This is a genomic window from Streptomyces sp. ID05-26A, from assembly GCF_033794685.1.
Classification (GTDB): domain Bacteria; phylum Actinomycetota; class Actinomycetes; order Mycobacteriales; family Pseudonocardiaceae; genus Lentzea.
Map to the genome: position 1 here is coordinate 1,145,290 of NZ_JARAYZ010000001.1, position 23,015 is coordinate 1,168,304.

At 68.2% G+C, this 23,015-nt stretch carries 20 protein-coding genes and 1 riboswitch; of the genes, 14 read left to right on the forward strand and 6 right to left on the reverse strand.

What is annotated here, in order from left to right; all coding sequences use genetic code 11:
- Positions 1 to 8: 8 nt before the first annotated feature.
- On the forward strand, positions 9 to 956 hold the full coding sequence (locus tag PV646_RS05495) for an SPFH domain-containing protein (protein ID WP_500340371.1): 948 nt from the start codon (positions 9 to 11) through the stop codon (positions 954 to 956).
- Complete coding sequence (locus PV646_RS05500; protein ID WP_500340372.1) at positions 953 to 1,804, forward strand: hypothetical protein; 852 nt, start codon at positions 953 to 955, stop codon at positions 1,802 to 1,804. The genes PV646_RS05495 and PV646_RS05500 overlap by 4 nt, the downstream gene beginning before the upstream one ends.
- Here PV646_RS05500 and PV646_RS05505 read toward each other — a convergent pair.
- Positions 1,736 to 2,995 (reverse strand): MFS transporter, encoded by a 1,260-nt coding sequence (locus PV646_RS05505; protein ID WP_500340373.1) that lies wholly within the window; start codon positions 2,993 to 2,995, stop codon positions 1,736 to 1,738. The genes PV646_RS05500 and PV646_RS05505 overlap by 69 nt on opposite strands.
- 105 nt (positions 2,996 to 3,100) lie before the next feature.
- Between PV646_RS05505 and PV646_RS05510 the strand changes: the two genes are divergently transcribed.
- The 3 genes from PV646_RS05510 (at position 3,101) to PV646_RS05520 (ending at position 6,418) form a co-directional block, all read left to right on the forward strand.
- Entirely contained in the window at positions 3,101 to 3,970 is an 870-nt protein-coding gene (locus tag PV646_RS05510) for an SGNH/GDSL hydrolase family protein (protein WP_500340374.1), read from the forward strand.
- Between the two features lie 166 nt (positions 3,971 to 4,136).
- Positions 4,137 to 4,454 carry an SSI family serine proteinase inhibitor gene (locus tag PV646_RS05515; RefSeq protein WP_500340376.1) on the forward strand — a complete coding sequence of 106 codons (318 nt, stop codon included), beginning with the start codon at positions 4,137 to 4,139 and terminating at the stop codon, positions 4,452 to 4,454.
- A gap of 86 nt (positions 4,455 to 4,540) precedes the next feature.
- Entirely contained in the window at positions 4,541 to 6,418 is a 1,878-nt protein-coding gene (locus tag PV646_RS05520) for an ABC1 kinase family protein (protein ID WP_500340377.1), read from the forward strand.
- On the opposite strand, the gene PV646_RS05525 is transcribed toward PV646_RS05520, so the two are convergent.
- Positions 6,415 to 6,819, reverse strand: coding sequence for a hypothetical protein (locus PV646_RS05525; RefSeq protein ID WP_500340378.1), 405 nt, complete (start codon positions 6,817 to 6,819; stop codon positions 6,415 to 6,417). The two genes, PV646_RS05520 and PV646_RS05525, sit on opposite strands and share 4 nt — an antisense overlap.
- 70 nt (positions 6,820 to 6,889) lie before the next feature.
- Here PV646_RS05525 and PV646_RS05530 point away from each other — a divergent pair, with 70 nt between their 5' ends.
- Both PV646_RS05530 and PV646_RS05535 read left to right on the forward strand, forming a co-directional pair.
- Positions 6,890 to 7,540: a TVP38/TMEM64 family protein gene (locus PV646_RS05530; RefSeq protein ID WP_500340379.1), complete on the forward strand. Its 651-nt coding sequence runs from the start codon at positions 6,890 to 6,892 to the stop codon at positions 7,538 to 7,540.
- 1,348 nt (positions 7,541 to 8,888) lie between these two features.
- A complete protein-coding gene (locus PV646_RS05535) occupies positions 8,889 to 9,242 on the forward strand; it encodes a winged helix-turn-helix transcriptional regulator (RefSeq protein ID WP_452253495.1) in 354 nt (117 codons plus the stop codon).
- 1 nt (position 9,243) lies between these two features.
- On the opposite strand, the gene PV646_RS05540 is transcribed toward PV646_RS05535, so the two are convergent.
- Both PV646_RS05540 and gcvH read right to left on the reverse strand, forming a co-directional pair.
- A complete protein-coding gene (locus tag PV646_RS05540; RefSeq protein ID WP_500340380.1) occupies positions 9,244 to 10,608 on the reverse strand; it encodes an L-serine ammonia-lyase in 1,365 nt (454 codons plus the stop codon).
- A gap of 43 nt (positions 10,609 to 10,651) precedes the next feature.
- On the reverse strand, positions 10,652 to 11,035 hold the full coding sequence (gene gcvH, locus PV646_RS05545) for a glycine cleavage system protein GcvH (protein ID WP_500340381.1): 384 nt from the start codon (positions 11,033 to 11,035) through the stop codon (positions 10,652 to 10,654).
- 61 nt (positions 11,036 to 11,096) lie between these two features.
- Positions 11,097 to 11,189: riboswitch (glycine riboswitch) on the reverse strand.
- 225 nt (positions 11,190 to 11,414) lie between these two features.
- On the opposite strand from gcvH, the gene ald reads away from it, so the two are divergent.
- Entirely contained in the window at positions 11,415 to 12,527 is a 1,113-nt protein-coding gene (gene ald / locus PV646_RS05550) for an alanine dehydrogenase (protein WP_500340382.1), read from the forward strand.
- A gap of 55 nt (positions 12,528 to 12,582) precedes the next feature.
- On the opposite strand, the gene PV646_RS05555 is transcribed toward ald, so the two are convergent.
- Complete coding sequence (locus tag PV646_RS05555) at positions 12,583 to 13,263, reverse strand: TetR/AcrR family transcriptional regulator (protein WP_500340383.1); 681 nt, start codon at positions 13,261 to 13,263, stop codon at positions 12,583 to 12,585.
- 9 nt (positions 13,264 to 13,272) lie between these two features.
- Positions 13,273 to 14,721: an MFS transporter gene (locus tag PV646_RS05560; RefSeq protein WP_500340384.1), complete on the reverse strand. Its 1,449-nt coding sequence runs from the start codon at positions 14,719 to 14,721 to the stop codon at positions 13,273 to 13,275.
- A 431-nt stretch (positions 14,722 to 15,152) separates the two neighbouring features.
- On the opposite strand from PV646_RS05560, the gene PV646_RS05565 reads away from it, so the two are divergent.
- From PV646_RS05565 to PV646_RS05590, 6 genes are all read left to right on the forward strand, one after another.
- Complete coding sequence (locus tag PV646_RS05565) at positions 15,153 to 15,335, forward strand: hypothetical protein (protein ID WP_045312139.1); 183 nt, start codon at positions 15,153 to 15,155, stop codon at positions 15,333 to 15,335.
- On the forward strand, positions 15,335 to 15,772 hold the full coding sequence (locus tag PV646_RS05570) for a hypothetical protein (RefSeq protein WP_500340386.1): 438 nt from the start codon (positions 15,335 to 15,337) through the stop codon (positions 15,770 to 15,772). Before PV646_RS05565 ends, PV646_RS05570 begins: the two co-directional genes overlap by 1 nt.
- Positions 15,773 to 15,794: 22 nt before the next feature.
- A complete protein-coding gene (locus PV646_RS05575; RefSeq protein WP_500340388.1) occupies positions 15,795 to 16,751 on the forward strand; it encodes an ABC transporter ATP-binding protein in 957 nt (318 codons plus the stop codon).
- On the forward strand, positions 16,751 to 17,623 hold the full coding sequence (locus PV646_RS05580) for a hypothetical protein (RefSeq protein WP_500340389.1): 873 nt from the start codon (positions 16,751 to 16,753) through the stop codon (positions 17,621 to 17,623). The genes PV646_RS05575 and PV646_RS05580 overlap by 1 nt, the downstream gene beginning before the upstream one ends.
- A gap of 26 nt (positions 17,624 to 17,649) precedes the next feature.
- Positions 17,650 to 21,393 (forward strand): ABC transporter ATP-binding protein, encoded by a 3,744-nt coding sequence (locus PV646_RS05585; RefSeq protein WP_500340390.1) that lies wholly within the window; start codon positions 17,650 to 17,652, stop codon positions 21,391 to 21,393.
- Between the two features lie 742 nt (positions 21,394 to 22,135).
- Positions 22,136 to 22,969 (forward strand): hypothetical protein, encoded by an 834-nt coding sequence (locus tag PV646_RS05590; protein ID WP_500340391.1) that lies wholly within the window; start codon positions 22,136 to 22,138, stop codon positions 22,967 to 22,969.
- Positions 22,970 to 23,015: the final 46 nt, after the last annotated feature.

The window sequence follows — 23,015 nt, forward strand, 5'->3', positions numbered from 1 at the left end:
CCAGCGCGATGGCCGACATCAGCACCTACCCGGGACTCCGCCACCTCAGAGGAGCCCCCACCGTCCACATCCGACACGTCAAGAGAGGCAAGCTCGTCCACGAGGGCACGGGCTTGAGCTTCTGGTTCCGCCCCAGAACCGCGGTCCTGTCGGAAGTCCCCATGGACGACCGCGAGCTCCCGATGCTCTTCCACGCCAGGACCCAGGACTACCAGGACGTGACGGTCCAACTGACCATCACCTACCGCTGCACCAACCCGGAAACCGCGACCTCGAGGATCGACTTCTCGATCGACCCGGACACGGGAACCTGGCGTCAGGACCCGCTGAGCCAGATCGCGAACACCCTCACCGAGAGCACCCAGCAACACGCCCTCAAGACCCTCGGCACGGCAACCCTGGAAACCGCCATCAAGACCGGCGTGGAACGGGTCAAGCAAGCGGTGACCGAGAACCTGACCGCGGACCACATCGGCCTGGAGATCATCGACGTCAGGGTCGTGGCCATCCGCCCGGACGCGGACCTGGAGAAGGCGCTCCAGACCACCATCAGAGAACGCGTCCAGCAGGAGGCCGACAAGGCCACCTACGAACGCCGAGCCATCGCGGTGGAACGAGAGCGAGCGATCAGCGAGAACGAGCTCCAGAACCAGATCGAACTCGCGAAGCGAGAAGAACTCCTGGTGGTCCAACGAGGAGCCAACGCCCTCAAGAAGGCGGAAGACCACGCCAGGGCAAGCAGAATCGCCGACGAGGCCAAGGCAGACGGCATCCGCAAACTCGCAGAAGCCGAAGCAGCAGGCGAGAAGGCCAGACTGGACGCCTACAAGGAGATCCCCCAGAGCACCCTCTACGCCCTGGCAGCCAAGGAACTGGCCGGCAACCTCCCGGAGATCGGCAGCATCACCCTGACCCCGGACATCATCCAGCCGATCCTGAACCGGCTCGCGCGATGAGCCTCGCACCGCGAATTGTGCTGGTGCACCGCCGCACCGAGCTGACAGAGTTGCTGGCAAGGCACGGGACGCGAGGACAGGTCGAGTTCTTCCTCAAGTCCCGCAACAGGACTCTGGACGAGGTGGTGGAGCGTGACCAGCAGGCCAGGAGGGCGTTGGGAGACGTCAGCGCCGCGATCCCGCTGGACTGGCGCCGTGGCGTCGTCGAGCGGGAAGACCTGTCGCGGTTCCTGTTCGCGCCCGAGGACGTAGTCGTCATCGTCGGCCAGGACGGGTTGGTCGCCAACGTCGCCAAGTACCTCGACGGCCAGCCCGTGATCGGCATCAACCCGGACAGGGGCGTGCTCGCGAAGCACTCCCCGTCCGAAACAGCGGAACTCCTGCACAGCACCAACAACACCGAAGACCGCACCATGGTCGAGGCCAGGTCGGACGACGGCCAGACCCTCTACGCGCTCAACGAGATCTACGTCGGCCACCCGAGCCACCAGACCAGCCGCTACCGCATCCACCACGAACGCCAGGCCTCGTCCGGCATCCTCGTCGGCAGCGGCACGGGAGCGACGGGCTGGTGCAGTTCCGCCCACCGCGAACGACAGAGCCCGATCACCCTCCCCCAGCCGACCGAGCACCGCCTCGTCTGGTTCGTCAGGGAGGCCTGGCCGTCACCGAGCACCGGCATCGAGCACACCGAAGGCGAGATCACCGATCAACCGCTCGACGTCGACGTCGAGTCCGACGGCCTGGTGGCGTTCGGCGACGGCATCGAGAGCGACGCGCTACGACTGGGCTGGGGCCAGCGGCTGAGCATCGGACTCGCCGCCCGCCGGCTCCGCCTCGTGCGCTGACCCGATCACCAGCAGGCACACCCCGGACAACACGGCGCCACAGATCAGGTACAGCGCGATCGCCCAGGTTCCGGTGCGCAGCAACGACTGCGCGACCAGCGGAGCGAGCCCGCCGCCGAGCACCGCCCCGAGCTGGAAGCTCAACGCCACCCCGCTGTACCGCACGCGAGTCCGGAAGAGCTCGGCGAAGTACGCGGCGGACGGCCCGAACAACGCGGCCGAGCCCACGAACCCCAGCACCATCGCGAACGTGAACCAGCCGGAGTCCGTCAACCAGAACAACGGGAACGCGAACGCGGCCTGGAAGATCGCCCCGCCGAACATCACCGGCAACCGCCCGATCCGGTCCGACAGCAGAGCAAAGGCAGGCACCGCAACGACTTGCGCCAAAGACCCCATCACGGTCGCGATCAACAGGTCGTCCGCGGAGATCTTCAACGCCGTGCGCCCGTACCCGATCATGAACACGCTCAGCACGTAGATGAAGATCGTGAAGCCGAGGTTCACGCCCGCGCCCAGCAGCACCACGCGCCACCGGTCGCGCAGCACCTCGGCGATCGGTAGCCGCGCCTTCTCGACCCGCGCGAACCGCGGCGACTCCGACACGCGCAACCGGATGTAGAGCCCGATCCCGACCAGCACGATCGAGAACAGGAACGGCACCCGCCAGCCCCAGCTCAGGAAATCCGGCCCGGAAGCACGCGAGGACAGGTACATCGCGAGGTTCGCCAGCACGAGGCCGACCGGCGACCCGATGAACACCCAGCTGCCGTACCAGCCCCACCGCCCCGGCGGCGCGTGCTCGACCGCCATCAGCGACGCGCCACCCTGTTCGCCGCCCATGAAGAAGCCCTGCACGATCCGCAGCAGCACCAGCAGCAGCGGCGCGAGAATCCCGACCTGGGCGTACGTCGGCAGCAGGCCGATCAGCGCCGTCGACAGACCGGTCGCGGACAACGTGATCACGAGCATCGGCCGGCGCCCGATCCGGTCGCCCAGGTGCCCGATCACCGCACCGCCCAGCGGACGGGCGAAGAAGCCTGCGCCGAACGTGGCGAACGCGAGCAGCACGCCGACGCGCGAGTCGAACTGCGGGAAGAAGATCTTGTCGAACACGAGCGCCGAAGCCGTGCCGTAGAGCAGGAAGTCGTACAGCTCGATCGTGTTGCCGACCGCCGATGCGGCAGCCACTTTGCGTACCCCCGTCATCGTTCCAGCCTGGTCGAGGGATTGACACTGCGCAATGGTCCGGTCACCCTTCGTCCTACGTTCCTACTCTTCAGTAACGAGGTAGCAATGACGCGCCGAGTGACTGTTGTTTCCCTGCTCACGGCCCTGATAGCGGCCCTGCTGGCACCGCACGCCAGTGCCGCCCCGAAGTACCGGAACTACGTCTCGCTCGGAGATTCGTTCGTGTCGGGACCGTTCATCCCCCTGCAGCGGCTCGACCCGCTGAGCTGCTTCAAGTCCACCCAGAACTACCCGTCCGTCCTCGCGAAGAGGCTCGGGATCGCCAACTTCACCGACATCTCCTGCGGTGGCGCGCAGACCAAGGACATGGCGGGTGTCCAGACGGGCATCCCCGGTCAGTCGGTGACCCAGTTCTCCGCCCTGAAGGCCGACACGGACCTCGTCACGGTGTCCATCGGCGGCAACGACATCGGCTTCTCCGACATCATCCTGACCTGCGCCGGCAAGAGCGTGCTCGACCCGCACGGCGCTCCCTGCAAGGCGAACTACGGCGACTCGCTGACCCAGCGCGTCGACGCCACCGGCGCCAAGGTGGCCGCCGTGCTCGCGGGCATCAAGCAGCGCAGCCCGAAGGCCAAGATCGTCGTCGTCGGCTACCTGCGCATCCTGCCGTCGTCCGGCGGCTGCTGGCCGATCGTGCCGATCTCCCGCGGCGACGTGCCGTACCTCGACGGCGTGCAGAAGCAGCTCAACGGAATGCTCGGCGCACAGGCGAAAGCGGCCGGTGCCACGTTCGTGAACCCCTACGACATCAGTTCTGGTCGCGATACGTGTGCGGCGCCGTGGGACAAGTGGGTCGAGGGCATCATCCCGACGAGCCTCGCGTTCCCGGTTCACCCGAACGCCAAGGGAATGGCTGCGGTGGGTAAGCAGGTGGCCGCCGCCCTCGCCGGGACGGAACTGACCGGCGTCTAGTTGCACGCACTTTCGGCGGTTTACACGATGTGGTGCTTACCGCTCAGTTGGTTGGAATTCCGGGTCCTTGCCGCGCCAGAGTGTTGGCATGGCAAGGACCCGAATCTTGTTTGCCTGTCTCGCGCTCGCCGCCCCGCTCATCCCCGCGACGGCACAAGCAGCGCCTTTGACAGCGCCCCTCCTCCCCGCATCCGGCCTGGTGCTGTCGGTGCAACCGGAGATGGGCACGCTCAGCACCACGCAGCTGAACTGCGAACCCGCAGGCGGACTGCACAAGAACGCCACTCAGGCGTGCGACCAGCTCCTGCCCGTCGAAGGTGACTTCCGCAGACTGGAAGAGACCGGCGCGATGTGCACGATGGAGCTGAACCCGACCAAGGCGACCCTGCGCGGCAAGTGGCGCTCCAAGAGGATCGACTTCCAGCAGGTGTTCTCGAACCCGTGCGTGCTGCGCGCGTTCACCGGCAAGGTCTTCGACTTCTGACCCCCTGACCACACCGGGCGTTCCAGCACACCGCCGTCGTGCTGGAACGCCCGGTGCCCTCAGCATCAACGCCCTAGGCTGCGATCATGGGGGACTTCCTCGTCTACACGATCGGCTTTCCGATCACGTTCCTGCTGCTGGTCATGGGCATGTCCCTGGCCGCGCGGCGCATCCTCGGCCTGCGCGTCGGCCTGCTCCGCACCGGGTTGATGTGCCTGGTCGCGATGTCGATCGCGACGAGCATCTTCGGCGAGACGAGCACCGAGCCGTCCGCCGCCCTGGTCACCGTCCAACTCGGCCTGTCGATCCTCGTGGTGATCGGCCTGCTGGCGTTCGCGGAGATCATCGTGCCGACCGGCTCGATCCCGCCGCCGACCGAGTGGTGGGGCATGCTCCGCCGCCGCGTCGCCCGCACCCGGCGGTACTCGCGGATCACCGCGATCGCCGTCCGGCACGGCCTCGGCCCGTACCTGCGCGGCCGCGAACGGACCTCCACCGGGCTCTCGCGCTCGCTGCGGCTCGCGCTGCAGGACGCCGGTGTGACGTTCGTGAAGCTCGGCCAGGTGCTGTCGACGCGCGCCGACCTCCTGCCGCAGGACTTCGTCGACGAGCTGAGCCTGTTGCAGGACAAGGTTCCCGCCGCCAAGTGGGAGCAGGTCGAAGCCGTGCTCGACGCCGAGGTGGGGCTCGACGCGTTCCGCGAAGTCGATCCCGAACCGCTGGCCGCGGCGTCGATCGCGCAGGTGCACCGCGCGGTGCTGAAGTCGGGCGCCGAGGTCGTCGTCAAGGTGCAGCGGCCGAACGTCCGGGCAACCGCGGAGGGCGATCTGGACATCGTCACGCGGCTCGCCGAGAAGCTGCAGCGCACCCGGTGGGGATCGGCGCTGGGTGTCCGCGACCTGGCCGCCGGGTTCGCCGCCGCGTTGCGCGAGGAACTCGACTTCAAGATCGAGGCCCGCAACATCACGACCGTGGCCGCGGCGTCGGACTCGTCGGTCGGACTGCCCCACGTCCACTTCTCGACGTCCCGCGTGCTCGTGATGGACCGCCTCGACGGCGTGCCGTTGCGCGGCGCCGAGGAGAACGAGGGCCTCGCGCGCACCCTGCTGCGGTTCGTGCTGCGCCAGGTGATGCTCGACGGCGTCTTCCACGCCGATCCACACCCCGGCAACGTGCTGCTGCTCGCCGACGGACGCCTCGGCCTGCTCGACTTCGGCTCGGTCGGGCGGATCGACTCCGCGCTGCGCTCGGCGTTGCAACGCCTGCTGCTGGCGATCGACCGCAGCGATCCGGCGGGCCTCACGGACGCGTTGCTGGAACTCACCTCACGGCCCGAGGACATCGACGAGCAACGGCTGGAGCGCACGCTCGGACAGTTCATGGCCCGGCACCTCGGCGCGGGCATGCGCCCGGACGTGGAGATGTTCGGCGACCTGTTCCTGATCGTGTCGCGGTTCGGCCTGAGCATCCCGCCGGAGATCGCGGCCGTGTTCCGGGCCCTGGCGACGCTGGAGGGCACCCTGGCGACGCTCGCTCCGGGCTTCAACATCGTCGTGGAGTCGCGGTCGTTCGCCGCCGAGCAGATCTCCCAACGGCTCACCCCGGAGTCGGTGCAGCGGACCGTGGCCGAGGAACTGCAGGCCGTGCTGCCGATGCTGCGCCGGCTGCCGCGGCGGATCGACCGGATCACCGGGGCGGTGGAGCAGGGCCGGCTGAGCATGTCGATGAGGCTGTTCGCGGACGAGCGCGACCGGTCGTTCATCACGGGCCTGCTGCACCAGGTGATGCTGACCGCGCTGGGCGCGACCGCCGGGGTGATGGCGGTGCTGCTGCTCGGGTCGACCGGCGGCCCGCAGATCGCGGCGGACGTCGGGCTGCACCAGGTGCTCGGCTACAACCTGCTGATCATCGCGGTGCTGCTCGGGCTGCGTGTCGTCGTCACGGTGCTCAGACCGCGCCACTAGAACTGCCGGCGGTAGACGGAGACGTCGTCCCGCCACACCCCGAACACGTCCGGAGCGGACTGGACGACCGTCATCTCGTTGAGGTGGCCGAGCACCCGCCAGGCGCGCGCAACCGCTTGCGACCCCGCGTACGCGATCGTGCAGAAGCGGCGTGGTTCCACGACCGTGCGCACGCGGTCCACGTGGCCGACGCTCATCGGCGTGTCCTGCCACAGGTCCAATGTGTACCCGGTGCGGATCGGGTCGCCGGACCCCAGCACGCCCTCGATGGTGACGACCAGCCTGTCGTGCTCGAGCCTCAGGTCGTAGTGACCGCTGCGCGGCGGTGTGCCGCCGGTGTACGCGGAGCGTGCCGGGTCGAGCACCCAGTGCCCCAGAAAAGGCACGAGATCGTCACTCATGAGTGTCCCTTCGCGGAACCTGCGCCACTGGCGGATTGTCCGGCGGATCGACGTGGGCGACCATCACCCGATGAGTTATGAGACGGGCGTTCGGTGGAAGTGGATACCGGCCGTCGTGCTCGGCTTCGTCCTGCTGAGCTGGATCGTGTTCGAGGCACTGGACCTCATCGACTTCGACGGGGTCGTCGCGTGGGTGCGCGGCATCGACCCGGTGTGGGCGGCGGCGGCGATCTTCGGCCTGCTCGTCGTGGACGTGCTGCTGCCCGTGCCGTCCACTCCGCTCATCGTGCTGGCCGGAACGGCACTCGGCCTGCCTTTCGGGCTGGCACTCGCGGTCGTCGGATCCCTGGGTTCCTCTGCCGCAGGGTACGCCCTGGGCCGGTTCGCGGGCCCGTGGCTGGTGCGGCGGGTGGTGACCATCGAGGAACTGACCGAGATGCGGCGCTGGGGCCGTCAGTTCGGGCCCTGGTTCTTCGGAGTGGCACGCGGCATCCCGATGATGGCGGAGACCGTGTCGGTGTCCGCCGGGGTGTCCAGGGTGTCGTTCCGGACCTTCATGTCGTTCACGCTCATCGGCACCCTGCCGATCTGCGCCGCCTACGTGTTCGCGGGGTCGCAGGCGGACACCGTCGAGCAGATCGTGATGATCAGCGCCGTCGGATTCCTGCTGACGGTCGGCCTCTTCTACCTGCTGCGCCGGCTCGTGAAGGCGGCGCCTTAGAGAACCCTTTGCACGGCGTGGTTGTATGAATGAGCGCCCGGTGCGCAGCAGAGGGTTGACCGAACTGCAACCGGGAGCACAACCCGTTCACACCTTGACCTCGGGTACACGAGAGTTCATATGTGGCTCGGCGACCCTCGCGGCTGGCGTGCTGTTCGCGACAATCGCAACGTCACGGCTGAACGAACGCCTCCGGGGTCGCGCCTAGCCAGATTTCTCGATACCTCCGGCTTTGTCGCGCGCGAACCGGTGCGACGGCAGGGTTGTTGAGGTGCTGGTAGTTGGTAGTCAACGAGTGGCAGTTGGGGCACAGCAGCCGCACCTCGTGCGGCCGGTTCCTCTTTCGGCCACCTGTGATGTGATCGACGTGCAGTGGAACTCGTCCACTGGCCGGGTTGACCTCGGCCCACTTGCATTCCTCGCACTGCTGCCCGCGAAGGAACACAAGGGCTTGCCGCACCCTGTCGTCGGGTCTCCCGTCCTCAGTCGTCCCTGAGACCTGACCTGAGGTCCACGCTGCGATCCACCTGGCGAAAGAGCCCGTGCGGTCATATCGGCCTTCGTCGAAACATGCCCATGAGCAGTACGGTCCTCCACGGCGGCTCCCGACCCGCTCGCGCGATTCGCATCGGCGGCATTGGTCGGGCTGACGACGGCGCATCGCGTCTGAACACGGTCGACTACACGCCTTCGCACCCCTGGTGACGGCGCCGACTCCGCACTGAGGGCACGTTGACCGAGGCTTGCGCAGTCGTGCCGATCGCTGCTCCTGGGTACCACTGAGATGACAGGCATTGCTACAGAAACGCGGGTTGCGCGTCGTCGTCTCACAGTGTTCGCATGGATGTGGATCGGCACGGGGAGCGGGCAAGGACCAATCCTTCGTCAGAAGGGGACGAACAACTCCACACGTAGCCCGAAGTCACGACAACGAAGGTTACAAGGCGTATTGAACCATTAGCCCACACCGACTTGGACGCCAGAAACAGGATTAGAACGCGCGTGCGAGGTACGCATGAAGTTACGCGCCCCCGAGATCAAGAGTGCCGACGGCGGATCGATTTCGAAGAAGTAGCCGTCAGCTACACCAGGAATTCAAGACCAACGGTAGCCGACCTGGTCATGTTAGTTGCCAACGGGTGGCTGACCGCAGTGTGATCAGCACTCGGCCAACCCTGGCCAAGTGTTCCGCAGATACAACGGCGTGTTCATCCGCGACCGATTCTCCAGCCGACCCCGCGACCAAGGTGCGCACGGCCCGCCGAGCGTCGACGAGCCGTTCCGATCACCGCATACCCCGAGGTGACACTAACTCCTGGTTAGCGCTATCTCAGGGTATGCTTTGCCGATGGAGTACAACGTGTTCGCGAAGGCGTGCCCCTCGCGTCCGACGCTGGAGCACGTCACGGGCAGGTGGGGCGGCCTGACGCTGGGCGTGCTCGTGGACGGTCCGCTGCGCTTCAACGAGCTGCGCCGCCGCGTCGACGGGGTCAGCGAGAAGATGCTGTCCCAGACGTTGCAGGCGCTCGAACGCGACGGGCTCGTGCACCGGGAAGCCCAGAACACGAACCCGCCGCGCGTCGACTACAGCCTGACGCCGCTCGGGCGCGAGACGGCGGACAGGCTGCTCGCGCTCATCCACCTGCTGGAGGCGCGCATGCCGGACGTGCTGGCGGCTCAGGCCGCCTACGACGCCCGCTGACCTAACACTCGATGACGTTCACGGCGAGGCCGCCGCGTGCCGTCTCCTTGTACTTCACCGACATGTCCTTGCCGGTGTCCCGCATGGTCTTGATGACCTTGTCCAGCGACACGAAGTGCGAGCCGTCGCCCCGCAAAGCCATGCGCACGGCCGTGATGGCCTTGATGGACGCGACGGCGTTGCGTTCGATGCACGGGATCTGCACCAGGCCGCCGATCGGGTCGCACGTCAGCCCGAGGTTGTGCTCCATGGCGATCTCGGCGGCGTTCTCGACCTGTTCTGGGGTGCCGCCGAGGACCTCGGCGAGACCGCCGGCGGCCATCGAGCAGGCCGAGCCGACCTCGCCCTGGCAGCCGACCTCGGCGCCGGAGATCGACGCGTTCTCCTTGAACAGCACGCCGATCGCGCCCGCGGTCAGCAGGAACCTGACCACGCCGTCGTCGGACGCTCCCGGCACGAACTTCGTGTAGTAGTGCAGGACCGCCGGGACGATGCCGGCCGCGCCGTTGGTCGGTGCGGTGACGACACGGCCGCCCGCCGCGTTCTCCTCGTTGACGGCCAGCGCGAAGAGCGTCACCCAGTCCATGACCCTCAGCGGGTCGGTGACGAAGTGCTCGCCCTGCAGGGACTTGCGCATCTCGGCGGCGCGGCGGCGGACCTTCAGGCCGCCGGGCAGGATGCCGTGCTCGGTGCAGCCGCGTTCGACGCACTCCTGCATGACGTGCCAGATGTGCAGAAGTCCTTCGCGGACCTCGGCTTCCGTGCGCCACGACAGCTCGTTGGCCATCATGATCTCGCTGATCGACAGGCCGGTCTCGCGGCAGCGCGCGAGGAGCTGGTCGCCGGTCAGGAACGGGTGCGCCAACGGCGTCGAGTCGGGTTTGATCCGGTCGGTGCCCGACGCGTTCTCGTCGACGACGAAACCGCCGCCGATCGAGTAGTAGACGGCGTGCTCGACGGACTTGCCACCTGCGAACGCCTCGAAGCTCATCCCGTTGGGGTGCAACGGGAGTGACTTGCGGCGGTGCATGACGAGGTCGCGGTCGTGCACGAAGTCGATCTCGTGCGCGCCGCCGAGCTTCAGCCGTCCGCTGGAGACGATCTCCTCGACGCGGTGGGCCGCCGCCGTGGGATCGACTTCTTCCGGAAGGTTGCCTTCGAGGCCCAGGAACACGGCTTTGGGGCTGCCGTGGCCGTGTCCGGTGGCGCCGAGCGAGCCGAACAGCTCGACGTGCACGCGGTCCACTGAGGACACGTGTGGGCCGAGCTTGTCCACGAACATCGCGGCCGCGCGCATCGGGCCGACCGTGTGGGAGCTGGACGGTCCGATGCCGACGGAGAAGAGGTCGAAAACGCTGATCGCCACTGATCAGTCCTTCGTGGTGGTGGAGCGGTCAGTCAGGCCCATGTCAGTCGGACTTGGTGAGCTCGGCGTACTTCGCCGCCGTGAGCAGGTTCTCGGCCGAGTCCACGCGGACCTTGAAGAGCCAGCCGGCGCCGTACGGGTCGCTGTTCACGACCGCCGGGTCGTCCACGACGGCGCTGTTGACCTCGAGCACCTCACCGGTGACGGGCGAGAACAGGTCGCTGACGGACTTGGTGGACTCCAGTTCGCCGCAGACCTCGTTGGTGACGACCTTGGCGCCGACCTCGGGCAGCTGGATGTACACGATGTCGCCGAGAGCGTCGGCGGCGTACTCGGTGATTCCGCAGGTCAGCGGGTCCTGGGTGCCCGGCGTCCAGTCGACCCACTCGTGCTCGACGGTGTAGAGCAGGTTCTCGGGGAACTCCACGGCGACTCCTCTGGCTGTGACGGATCAGGAAACTTGCGCCCCCTCCGCCGTGCAGAGTTGCCTACCCCGAGTGGTCTTGCTGCCTGAGAGTGTGCGGGAGCTTGCCCCTTCGGCGCCCCGACCGGTTCGTCGAGGTCTCTCCCACGCGGGTTCTGGCGCTCGCGCGCCGCGGCCGGTGTTCAGTTGTCCGGGCCGAACGCTATGTGCGGTCCCCGCCGAGTGTCAACGCGGAACGGTCAGGCGGAACGCGAACGAGCCTCAGGTCGCTCTGTCCCAAGTGAACAAAAGGAGGGGTGGCAGATAGTGCTACCCGCACAGTGACATGACCTTGCGACTGGCCCACATTATGAGATGTAGGCCACCGAACGGAGGAGTCATCGTGCGGATCGCTGTTCCCCGCGAGATCAAGAACCACGAGTACCGCGTCGCTCTCACCCCCGCCGGTGCGCACGAGCTGACCAGCCGCGGGCACGACGTCTACGTCGAGCAGGGCGCCGGTCTCGGTTCCGCGATCACCGACGAGGAGTACCTCGCCGCGGGCGCCAAGATCCTCGCGACCGCCGACGACGTGTGGGCCGAGGGTGACCTGGTCCTCAAGGTCAAGGAGCCGATCGCCGAGGAGTACCCGCGTCTGCGCGCCGGTCAGACCCTCTTCACCTACCTGCACCTCGCCGCCGACAAGCCGCTGACCGAGGCGCTGCTCGCGTCCGGCACCACGGCCATCGCCTACGAGACCGTGCAGCTGCCGAACCGCTCGCTGCCGCTGCTCGCCCCGATGTCCGAGGTCGCGGGCCGCCTGGCCCCGCAGGTCGGCGCGTTCTCGCTGATGAAGCCCTCCGGCGGCCGCGGTGTGCTGCCCGGCGGCGTCCCCGGTGTCGCCCCGGCCCGCGTGGTCGTCATCGGCGGCGGCGTGGCCGGCGTCAACGCCGCCACCATCGCCGTCGGCATGGGCGCGGACGTGCAGATCCTCGACACCAACGTCGACCGCCTGCGCCAGATCGACGCCCAGTTCCAGGGCCGTCTGCGCACGCTGGCCTCGAACGCGTTCTCGGTGGAGCAGGCCGTCCGCGAGGCCGACCTGGTCATCGGCGCCGTGCTCGTCCCCGGTGCCGCGGCCCCGAAGCTCGTGTCGAACGCGCTCGTCGCGGACATGAAGCCGGGTTCGGTGCTCGTCGACATCGCGATCGACCAGGGCGGCTGCTTCGAGGACTCCCGCGCCACCACGCACGCCGAGCCGACCTACGAGGTCCACAACTCGGTGTTCTACTGCGTCGCGAACATGCCGGGCGCCGTCCCGCGCACCTCGACCTACGCGCTGACCAACGTGACGCTGCCGTACGCGGTCGCGCTGGCCGACAAGGGCTGGACGCAGGCGCTGAAGGACGACCGTTCGTTGGCCCTGGGTCTCAACGTCCACGCCGGTCAGCTGACCAACGGCCCGGTGGCCGAGGCGACCGGTCTGCCGCACACCCCGCTCGAGAGCGTGGTCTGAAAGCCAACTGAATGAATGAGGCCCCCGCACGCGTGAATCGCTGCGGGGGTTTCGCCTATCTGAGGGCCGCGACCTGGGCCTTGATACCGGCGATCACGCAGTCCAGTCCGAACTCGAACTGGCCTTCGAGCGTCCACAGGTCCGGCTCGTCCAGCATCGCGACGTACCGGGGGTGCTTGTCCCGGTAGAGGTCGGCGATCTTGTCCATGTCCGGTGGCGGCGAGTCCATCCCACCGCGCCCGATGAAGTTGACCTCGGCGATCGCGTACCCGTTGACGTAGCTGCCCACCGCGGAGATCGACTGGGCCGCGGCCACGGTCGACAGTCCGGCGTGCAGCATCGGCCCGAACATGGCGTCCGCGTACGCCACCGCGTTCGGGCCGATGGTGTTGTACTCCCCGATCCCGCGGATCCACCACGGGTGCCTGAGCGCGAGCTGACGCAGCTCGCGCATCATCGCGCGCACCGCGGTCTCCCAGCCGGTCTCGGGATCGGGGAGGGTGAACTCGCCGTAGACCTCGTCGAGGCAGAGCTCGATCAGCGCGTCCTTCGTCGGCACGTGCCAGTACAGCGACATCGGCGCCGCGCCCAGTTCCGCCGCGAGCTTGCGCATCGAGAGCTTCTGCAAACCGTGCGCGTCCAGGATCTCCATCGCCTTGCGGACGATCGCCTCACGGCTCAGACCGAGAGGTTGACCGCTGCTGGGCCTGGGTTTGCCGAACCACACGCTGTCCACAGGCCGATCCTATGCACGCCTGAGCAGGACGCTGGCCACAACACCTCCCAGGAACACGGCGATCGCGCCGACCACGAGGCTCACGCTCATGCCGTTCGAGAACGCCTCGCGCACGACCGTGATGTCCGCACCGCTGTGCAACGCCTCGGTCAGCGAACGCCCCGGAACGCCGTCCGGCAACGAGGCCACGAACCGCGCCGACAGCAACGCGCCGAGCACCGCGATGCCGAACGAGGACCCCAGTTCCGTCAGCGTTCCCGAGAGCCCGGACGCGATGCCGGCGCGTTCCGGCGGGATCGAGCCCATCAGCGCGTTGACCGCGACCGGTTGGGACACACCGACACCCACGCCGATGAGGACCAGGCCGGCGAGCGTCGGCGGGTAGGTCGTGCCGATCGACAGCAGTCCCACGCCGCCCGCGACGATCGTCATGCCGAGCAGCATCGCCCTGCCCGCGCCGAGCTTCATCACGAGCTGTCCCAGCGTGTTGCTGGTGACGAGCAACGCGATCGCCATCGGTGCCACGCGCACGCCGGCCTCCAGCGGGCTGTAGCCGAGCACACCCTGAAGGTGTTGCGTCAGCAGGAAGAGCGAGCCCGCCATGCCGAACGCCGCCAGCACCCCGGACGCCACCGCGCCGGTGAAGCGGCGGTTCCCGAAGAACCCGAGGTCGAGCATCGGGTCGGCGGTGTGCCGTTCCCACAAGGCGAATCCGGTCATGGCCACCAGGCCGACGGCCACCGGCACGCCGAACTCCGCCGAGCCGAACCCGTGTTCCGGCACCTCGATCACCGCGTACACGATCGACACCATGCCGATGATCGACAGCACCGAGCCGAGCACGTCCGGTTTGCGCACGGTCGGGTCCTTGGACTCCGGCACCAGCATCGCGACGGCCGCGATCGCGAGGACCGCCACCGGCACGTTGATCAGGAACACCGAGCCCCACCAGAAGTGCTTGATCAGCGCGCCACCGATCACCGGTCCGGCCGCGAACCCGAGGCTCGTGACGGCGGCCCAGATGCCGATGGCCTTGGGGCGTTCCCTGTCGTCGAAGAGCTGCATGAGCACGGCGAGCGTGCCCGGCATCAGCACCGCGGCGCCGATGCCCATGAAGCCGCGGGCCGCGATCAGCGCCTCGGACGAGCCCGCGTAGGCCGCGACCGCGCTGCCCGTGCCGAACAGCACCAGACCTGCCAGGAGTGCGCGCTTGCGGCCGAACCTGTCGCTCAGCGACCCCGTCGTGAGCAGCAGGCCCGCCAGCGCCAGCGAATAGGCGTTGATCATCCACTGGATGTCGGCGGTGCTCGCGTCCAAGCCCGTCGAGATGGACGGGATCGCCACGTTGAGCACGGTGTTGTCCAGCACCACGACCATCACGGACAGACAGAGCACGCCGAGCACGGCCCAGCGTTGCGGGTGCGGCTGCACCACGGCCTTCTCGGTCGTCGAAGTCATCGTTCCTCCCCCTTACGGTGTACGAGGAACTTACAGCGTACGGGACCCGGGGGCGCAAGCGGTTTTCACTCAGGAGAGAAAGGGGAGAGCGAAGAAGGACCCGGGGGTTCGGGGGCGTCCCCCGACAAACACTGCGGGCTCCGGCGAAATTGGTCGAAGACCAATGAGCGCCGGAGCCCGCCACGTAAAGGGCGGCCGCGCTCAACCAGCCTGGGGGTCACTGGGAGCGGGGCCGCCGTGGACAAATATAGCGGGCTTTGGCCGGGCGCGCCCAGCACCCCCGCCGAAACGCGACCCAAAAGTTTCCCCGAGTGGACCACTGCCCGAGTCCCGCCCGTCCAGCAAACGAGTGAATTCCCGAGTTCGCGGTGCGGCGAGCAGGGGGTTCGGCCGATGAAGACGAAGTCGGGTGTCCCTCGAAGGGAGATTCCATGGCTGAACCACAGGGATGGATCCACTGCCACGACCCGTTCGGTCGTGACAGATCGATGACCGTTCTGGTGGAGAACGATCGGGTCCTGCTGGTCACGCCGCCGGGCGAGACCGCTGTGATGTCCGCCACCCAGACTCGCCGGCTGGGCTCTTTGCTCGACCAGGCCACGGCGAAGATGTGATGGACGAGACCCTGCGCGACGCGGTGCTGCAACGCCTGGCACTGCTGGACAAGGTCGCCGAGCACGGCGAAGCGGAGGCACTGGTTCCGCTCGCCCGCGCGGAGATCCACCGCCTCGCGGACGGCTGGCGACTGTTGCTGACGGTGCACCAGCCCGACGAGGACGGCCGGTGCAGGGCCTGTCCCGGCTGGCTGCGGCGCCGCCGGTGGCCGTGCCAGATCTGGAACATGGCACACCAGCACCTGATCGGCGAAGGGCTCCCCCACCGCGAGCGGCGGCGGCCGTTGCGCAACCCATTCACTCGATCAGGTGTTATCGACGTGCCGGAGGAGACACCGGCCGAGATGACCGCGGAACTGCCGATCTTGGCCGACGGTCCACCGGTCGTGCACCGGGCGCCCGTCGTGTCTCGTCCCAAGCACGCCTTGCCGGAGTGACGTTTCAGGCAGGATGGGCCGCATGCATGACGGCAGCGGCCTCATCGCGGTCCAGAACCTGACCAAGCAGTTCGGTCCGGTGGCCGCGGTGCAGAACCTGAGCTTCACCGTGTCACCCGGCAGCGTGACGGGCTTCCTGGGTCCGAACGGCGCGGGCAAGACGACGACCCTGCGGATGTTGCTGGGTCTCGTGAAACCCACGGCCGGCACGGCGACGATCAACGGACGACCGTTCCACCAGCTCGGCCAGCCCGGCCGCGTGGTGGGCGCGGTGCTGGAGGCGCAGGGTTTCCACCCCGCCCGCTCCGCCCGCAACCACCTGCGCGTGTACGCGTCGGCCATCGGCGTGCCGGACGCTCAGGCCGACCAGGTCCTCGGCCTGGTCGGCCTGAGCACCGCGGCCGATCGCAAGGTGGGCGGGTTCTCGCTCGGCATGAAGCAGCGGCTGGCGCTGGCCACGGCGTTGCTCGGCGATCCCCAGGTGCTCGTCCTGGACGAACCGGCGAACGGGCTCGACCCCGAGGGCATCGCGTGGCTGCGGACGTTCCTGCAGTCGTACGCGCGGATGGGCCGCACGGTGCTGATCTCCAGCCACCTGCTGGCGGAGGTCGAGCAGACCGTCGACCAGGTCGTGATCATCTCGCGCGGTCAGACGATGTTCTACGGGCCGTTGGAGCAGTTGCGGCAGTCGCAGCAGAAGCGCGTTCTCGTGCAGCCGTCGGACCACAACGCGCTCGCGACCGCTCTTCGTGCCGCGGGAGTGCAGGCGATCGAGCAACTGCCCGACGGCAGGCTCGCGGTGTCCGGTGTGGACTCCCGGCAGGTCGCCGACACCGCGCTGCAGGCGGGCGTGTCGATCTACGGCATCCAGGAGGAGCAGATCGACCTGGAGCGGCTGTTCTTCCAGCTCACCAGTGGCCAGTACGCCGGGTACGCGCCGGCCCCGGCACCGTTCAAGCAGCAGGGTGGTTGGGCCTGATGGGCAACCTCGTACAGGCGGAGCTCCGCAAGACGACGACGACAGGGCTGTGGTGGGGTCTGCTGATCCCGACCGCGGTGCTGGCGCTCGGCTGGGGGCTCGCGACCGGCCTGCTGGGACAGTTCTTCGTGGACCTGGCGTCGAGCAGTGAGGTCGACGAGGTGTCGGACTTCATCGGCGTCACGCCGGACCAGTGGAAGATCTCGCTGTTCGGCATGGCTCGGGCGATCAACATCTCGACGATCTTCCCGATGATCTTCGGTGCGATGGCGATCTCGGGTGAGCTCAGCCGCCGGACGATCACCACGACGTTCCTGACCGCGCCGTCGCGCGTGCACGCGATGCTGGCGAAGATGCTGGTCTACGTCCTGTGGGGCGCGATCTACGGCCTCGCGATCATGCTGTTCCTGGGCATCGGCGTGGTGCTGACCAGCGACTCGGGCCAGCTGCCGGACGCCGGTGGCTGGGTGATGCTGACGCTCGTCTGCGTGCTGTCGTCGATCCTGATGACGATGTTCGGCGTCGGCGTGGGCGCGCTGATCCCCAACGTGGCCGGGGCGATCGTGCTCCTGCTGCTGTACTTCCTGGTGATCGAGAACGTGCTGCACGGAGTGCTCGCGTACCTCGAGGTGCCGACGGTGATCGGCTTCCTGCCGAACGGGTCGATCAACGGGTTGACCGGGTCGGTCGCGGTCGACCTGTTCCTGTCCGCGGCGGGGGTCGTGCCGCCCGGGATCGAGGACGTGCTGCGGGCGATCGCCGGTGCGGCCGGGGCGCAGGACTGGTGGCTGTCGGGGATCGTCTTCCTCGGCTGGGCCGGTGTCGTGTTCGCGGGCGGATGGGCCGTCACGCAGTCCAAGGACATCACCTGAACTGCGGTTTCTGACGTCACGATTTTATGTCGGACCCCAGACGTACTGTGGGTCCCGTGACGAAGGGCTGGATCCGCCGACTGACCGCAGCGTGCTGGCAGCACCCCCGCCTGGTGGTGCTGTCGCTCCTCGCCGCGGTCGTCGGCGTGGGTCTGCAGGCGGCGGGGCCGTTGCTGCTCAAGACGGCGATCGACGACTCGACGGGCGGCCGCACCGATCGGCTGTGGCCGTTGATGGTGGCGTTGATCGTCCTCGAGGTGCTGACGTTCGGGTCGGCGTTCCTGCGCCGGTATCTGGGCGGGCGGCTGGCGCTGGGCGTGCAGCACGACCTGCGACTCGGCGTGTTCTCGGCGGTGCAGCGGCTCGACGGCGCGAAGCAGGACGAGCTGCGGACCGGGCAGATCGTGTCGCGCTCGATCACCGACCTGCAGCTGGTGCAGTCGTTGCTGATGATGGCGCCGCTGGCCGTGGGCACGGTGGTGTTCGCGCTGGCCGCGCTGGCGGCGATGATCTACCTGTCGATCCCGCTGACGATCATCGCGGTGATCGTGCTGCCGCTGGTGGCGTGGCTGGCCGGGCGCACCCGGCTGACGTTGTTCCCCGCCACGTGGTCGGCGCAGCAGCGCGCCGCCGATCTGGCGCAGCACGTCGAGGAGACCGTCACCGGCGTCCGCGTGGTGAAGGGCTTCGGCCAGGAGGCGCGTGAGGTCGCCCGGCTGGAGAAGCACGCCAAGTTCCTGTTCGCCGAACGGATGCGGGCGGCCAGGCTGTCGTCGAAGCCTCTCGCGACGGTGACGGCGCTGCCGTTGCTCGGCCAGGTCGCGGTGCTCGGCCTGGGCGGCTGGCTGGCGTTGCACGGCCAGGTCACGCTGGGCACGTTCCTGGCCTTCACGACGTACGTGGCGAACCTCGTCGGCCCGACCCGGTTGCTGTCGAGCCTGATGGTGTCCGCGCAGCTGGCCCGCGCCGGCGTGGAGCGGGTGTACGAACTGATCGACTCGCAACCCGACGTGACGGACGGCCCCGGTGAGGTACCCGGCGGCCCGCTCGGGATCTCGTTCTCGGACGTGTCCTTCGGTTACGCCCGCAGCGAACCGGTGCTGCGGGACTTCTCGATCTCGGTCGAGCCGGGCGAGACGCTGGCGCTGGTGGGCACCGCGGGCTCGGGCAAGTCGACGGTGTCGTTGCTGCTGCCCCGTTTCTACGACGTGCACACCGGTTCGGTCCGGGTCGGTGGCGCGGACGTGCGCACGCTGAAGCTGGAGTCGTTGCGCGGCGCGGTGGGCGTGGTGTTCGAGGAGGCCTTCCTCTTCTCCGACACGGTGTTCTCGAACATCGCGTACGGCAGCCCCGACGCCTCCCGTGAGGAGGTCGAGCGCGCCGCGAAGGCCGCCGAGGCCCACGACTTCATCAACGCGCTGCCGCTCGGCTACGACACGGTGGTCGGCGAACGCGGCCTCACGTTGTCCGGTGGCCAGCGCCAGCGCGTCGCCCTGGCCCGCGCCCTGCTCTCGGACCCGCGCATCCTCGTGCTGGACGACGCGACGTCCGCGGTGGACAACACGACGGAGGCGGCGATCCACGCGACGCTCGCCTCGGTGACGGCGAACCGCACCACGCTCCTCGTGGCGCACAGGCGTTCCACGCTCTCCCTGGCCGACCGCATCGCCGTCCTCGACGCCGGCCGCGTGGTCGACATCGGCACGCACGCCGAGCTCACGGCCCGGTGCTCTCTCTACCGCGACCTGCTGGCGGGTCCCGGCGAGGCGATCGAGTCCGCCGCGCCGGTCAAGGCAGGCGAGCTGTGGCCGGCGTTGTCCCAACAGGACCTCGACGACCGCCTGATCGCCGAGGCGAAGACCTCGACCCCGGCCGCGTCCGGCAGGCGTGGTGGCGGCGGAGGAGGCGGGGGCGTCGGCGGGGGCATGGCGGCACTGGCCGGAGGCCCACCCACTCCCGAGTTGCTGGCCCAGGTCCGTTCGCTGCCCCCGGCCACCGAGGTCCCGGTCCTGCACGGCGAGGACCCACGCGCTCCCGACCCGGCCTTCCGCCTCGCCCGCCTGCTGAACCCGGTCCGCTGGGCCCTGGGCGGTGTGGCGGCCCTGGTGGTGCTCGACGCGCTGGTGGGCATGGGCATGCCGTCACTGGTGCGGCTGGGCATCGACGGCGGCGTGGTGGGCGGCGCCGAGTCCGCGCTGTGGCAGGCCGTGGTGCTGGGCGTGGGCCTGGTCGTGGTCGGCTGGTTCACGACGGCGGGCAGCACGGTCTTCGCCGCCCGTCTGGGCGAACGCCTGCTCTACCTGCTGCGCGTCCGCAGCTACGCGCACCTGCAACGCCTCGGCCTCGACTACTACGAGCGCGAGATGGCCGGCCGCATCATGACGAGGATGACGACGGACGTCGACGCCCTCTCGACCTTCCTCCAAACGGGCCTGGTCACCGCCGTGATCAGCCTGATCACCGTCGTGGGCATCACCGCGGCCCTGGTAGTCACCGACGCCTCACTGGCCCTGATAGCTCTCTCGGTGCTCCCGATCCTGGCCGTCGCGACGGTGCTCTTCCAACGCCTCTCCTCCACCGCCTACGCGGAGGCCCGCGAACGAGTCAGCGCCGTCAACGCCGACCTCCAGGAGAACGTCTCGGGCCTGCGCGTCTCCCAGGCCTACACGAGGGAACGCCGCTCCGCCGAGGCCTTCGCCGAACGCAGCGACGCCTACCGCCGCACCCGCCTACGGGCTCAGCGCTACATCGCCACGTACTTCCCTTTCGTGGCAATGCTCTCCGGCGTGGCCCAAGCAGTGGTCCTCGCCGTAGGCGCCCACAGGGTGGCGACGGGCAGCCTCACCCCAGGCGTCCTGCTGGCGTTCCTGCTGTACCTGGGCCTGTTCTTCAGCCCGATCCAGCAACTCTCGGGCGTCTTCGACGGCTACCAGCAGGCCAGGGTCGGCCTCCGCAGGATCGGCGACCTGCTCCGCACCCCGAGCACGGTCGAACCACCCGCAACCCCGGTAGCGGTCCCACCCCGCCTCAAGGGCGAGGTGGAGCTCCGCAACGTCTCCTTCACCTACACAGGCGCCGACACACCGGCCCTGGACAACGTCACGCTGCACGTGACGCCAGGCGAAACAGTCGCCCTGGTAGGCGAAACAGGCGCGGGCAAGTCGACCCTCGTCAAACTCATAGCCCGCTTCTACGACGCCACAACGGGCACAGTCCTGGTGGACGGCAAGGACATCCGCACCTACGACCTGAGCGCCTACCGCCAACGCCTGGGCGTGGTCCCCCAAGAGGCCCACCTCTTCGGCGGCGACCTGGCCACCAACGTCGCCTACGGCCGCCCAGAAGCAACAGAACAAGAAATCCAACAGGCAACCGAAGCCGTGGGCGCCCTCCCGATGGTCGCCACCCTCCAGAACGGCTTCCGCCAACCCGTGGGCGAACGAGGCAACCACCTCTCAGCAGGCCAGCGCCAACTGGTGGCCCTCGCCAGAGCAGAACTGGTGAACCCAGACCTCCTGCTCCTGGACGAGGCGACAGCAGCCCTGGACCCAGCCACAGAATCGGCAGTCCTGGCAGCCAGCGACCACCTGACAGGCGCCAGAACCACCTTCGTGGTGGCCCACCGCCTCGCCACAGCAGCAAGGGCAGACCGAATAGTCGTCCTGGCCAACGGCCGAATCATCGAACAGGGCACCCACGCCGACCTCTTAACGGCCAACGGCACCTACACCCGCCTATGGCACCACGGCGACACCCCAGAAGCCGCCTGACCACAACCGAACCCGCCGAAAGGCAACGGCACAGCCGAAGCTCTCCCCGCATGCAACGGGTGACGGCGAAGCCGAGCCCCTGCCGCCAACAGCAATGGCGAAGCCGAGCCGTCCCTCCGCACACACCAGGGCAATGCCGAAGGCAAGCCACCCTGCCGCCAACGGCAAGGGCGAAGCCGAGGCGTACCTACCTGGGTGCGCCGGGTAGCGGTGGTGACGTGACCAGCCCGGCGATTGGGGCTTGACCTTGAGGGGCTGGATGCAATCGTTGAAGGGATCGGATGGGCTCCTGGACCCATCTTTTAAGTCCGATCTGGCATCCAGCTAGAGGCTCAAGGTCAAGCTCCAATCGCTATCGTCGCGCAGCGGCGATGACCGGCACCGGCTCGTCTGGACCTGCGCAACCACCCCAGCAAGGTGACCACCCGCCAGGCAGGCGACCCCTCCGCTGGAACGCGACAGTCCAACGCAAGCCGACCCGCACAGCGCCGCCGCAGCACAGCACCGCCACAGCGCAGCAGACCCGGCATCACGTCGTCCCTCAACGCCACCAGCACCTCGCGCCACTCTCGGCACCGCCACGTCAGCCATGCGCCCGTCAGCCATGCGCCCACCACCCACACCCCCGCCAAGCGCCCGCGGCCACCGTGGCCCCCACCACGATCCCGCGCCCCACCCCACCCAATCCCGTAGAAACCCCTCCAGCCCCCAGATCACCCCAGCCCCAGCCCCAGGAGCCCCCATGCGCCCCTCAGTCCTCTACGTCTCCAACCTGGCCTACCCAGCCCAAGGCCGCCGCTACTGCGACGAGGACATCAACCTGACCTCACATCTGAGAACCCACTTCGACATAGCCATCTGCCACCCAGAAGACGCCACCGCCCTCATGCACAACCACGACACGGTGGTGATCAGAAACAGCGGCCCGACCAAGGACTACGAACAGGCGTACCAAGCCTTCCGCACCCAAGCGAAGGCCACGAACCAGCGCGTCTACAACCCGCTCACGGGCAAGGGCGACATGGCCGGCAAGCAGTACATGATCGACCTGACCGACGAGGGCTACCCGGTCATCCCCACGGTCGACACCGCGGCCCACCTCGACCGCCTCCCCCAGGCCGCCGAGTACGTCGTGAAGCCCAAAGCCGGAGCCGACTCGCACGGCCTGGAGTTCGTCGCCGAACGAGACCTCCGCGCGAATCTGGCGGCGAAAGCCGACTCGAACGAAGAAGTCCTGGTCCAGCCCAAGATCGATTTCCGGTACGAGGTGTCGTTCTACTTCGTGGACCACGACTTCCACTACGCCCTGAACGCTCCGGATCCGGCCCAGCGCTGGGAGCTGAGCCGATACGAGCCCACCGGTGAGGACCTGGATTTCGCGCAGCGGTTCGTCGACTGGAACAGCCTGGACCACGGCGTCCAGCGCGTCGACGCGTGCCGCACCACGCAGGGTGACCTGCTGCTGGTCGAGCTGGAGGACCTGAACCCGTACCTGTCCCTGGACCGGACGACCGACGACGCCAGGACGAGGTTCACCACGGCGATGGCGGCCTCGATCGAGCGTTCACTGGGCTGAACAAGATCAATCCGCAGGGCGACCGCGATGTACCTATCGTGAACTG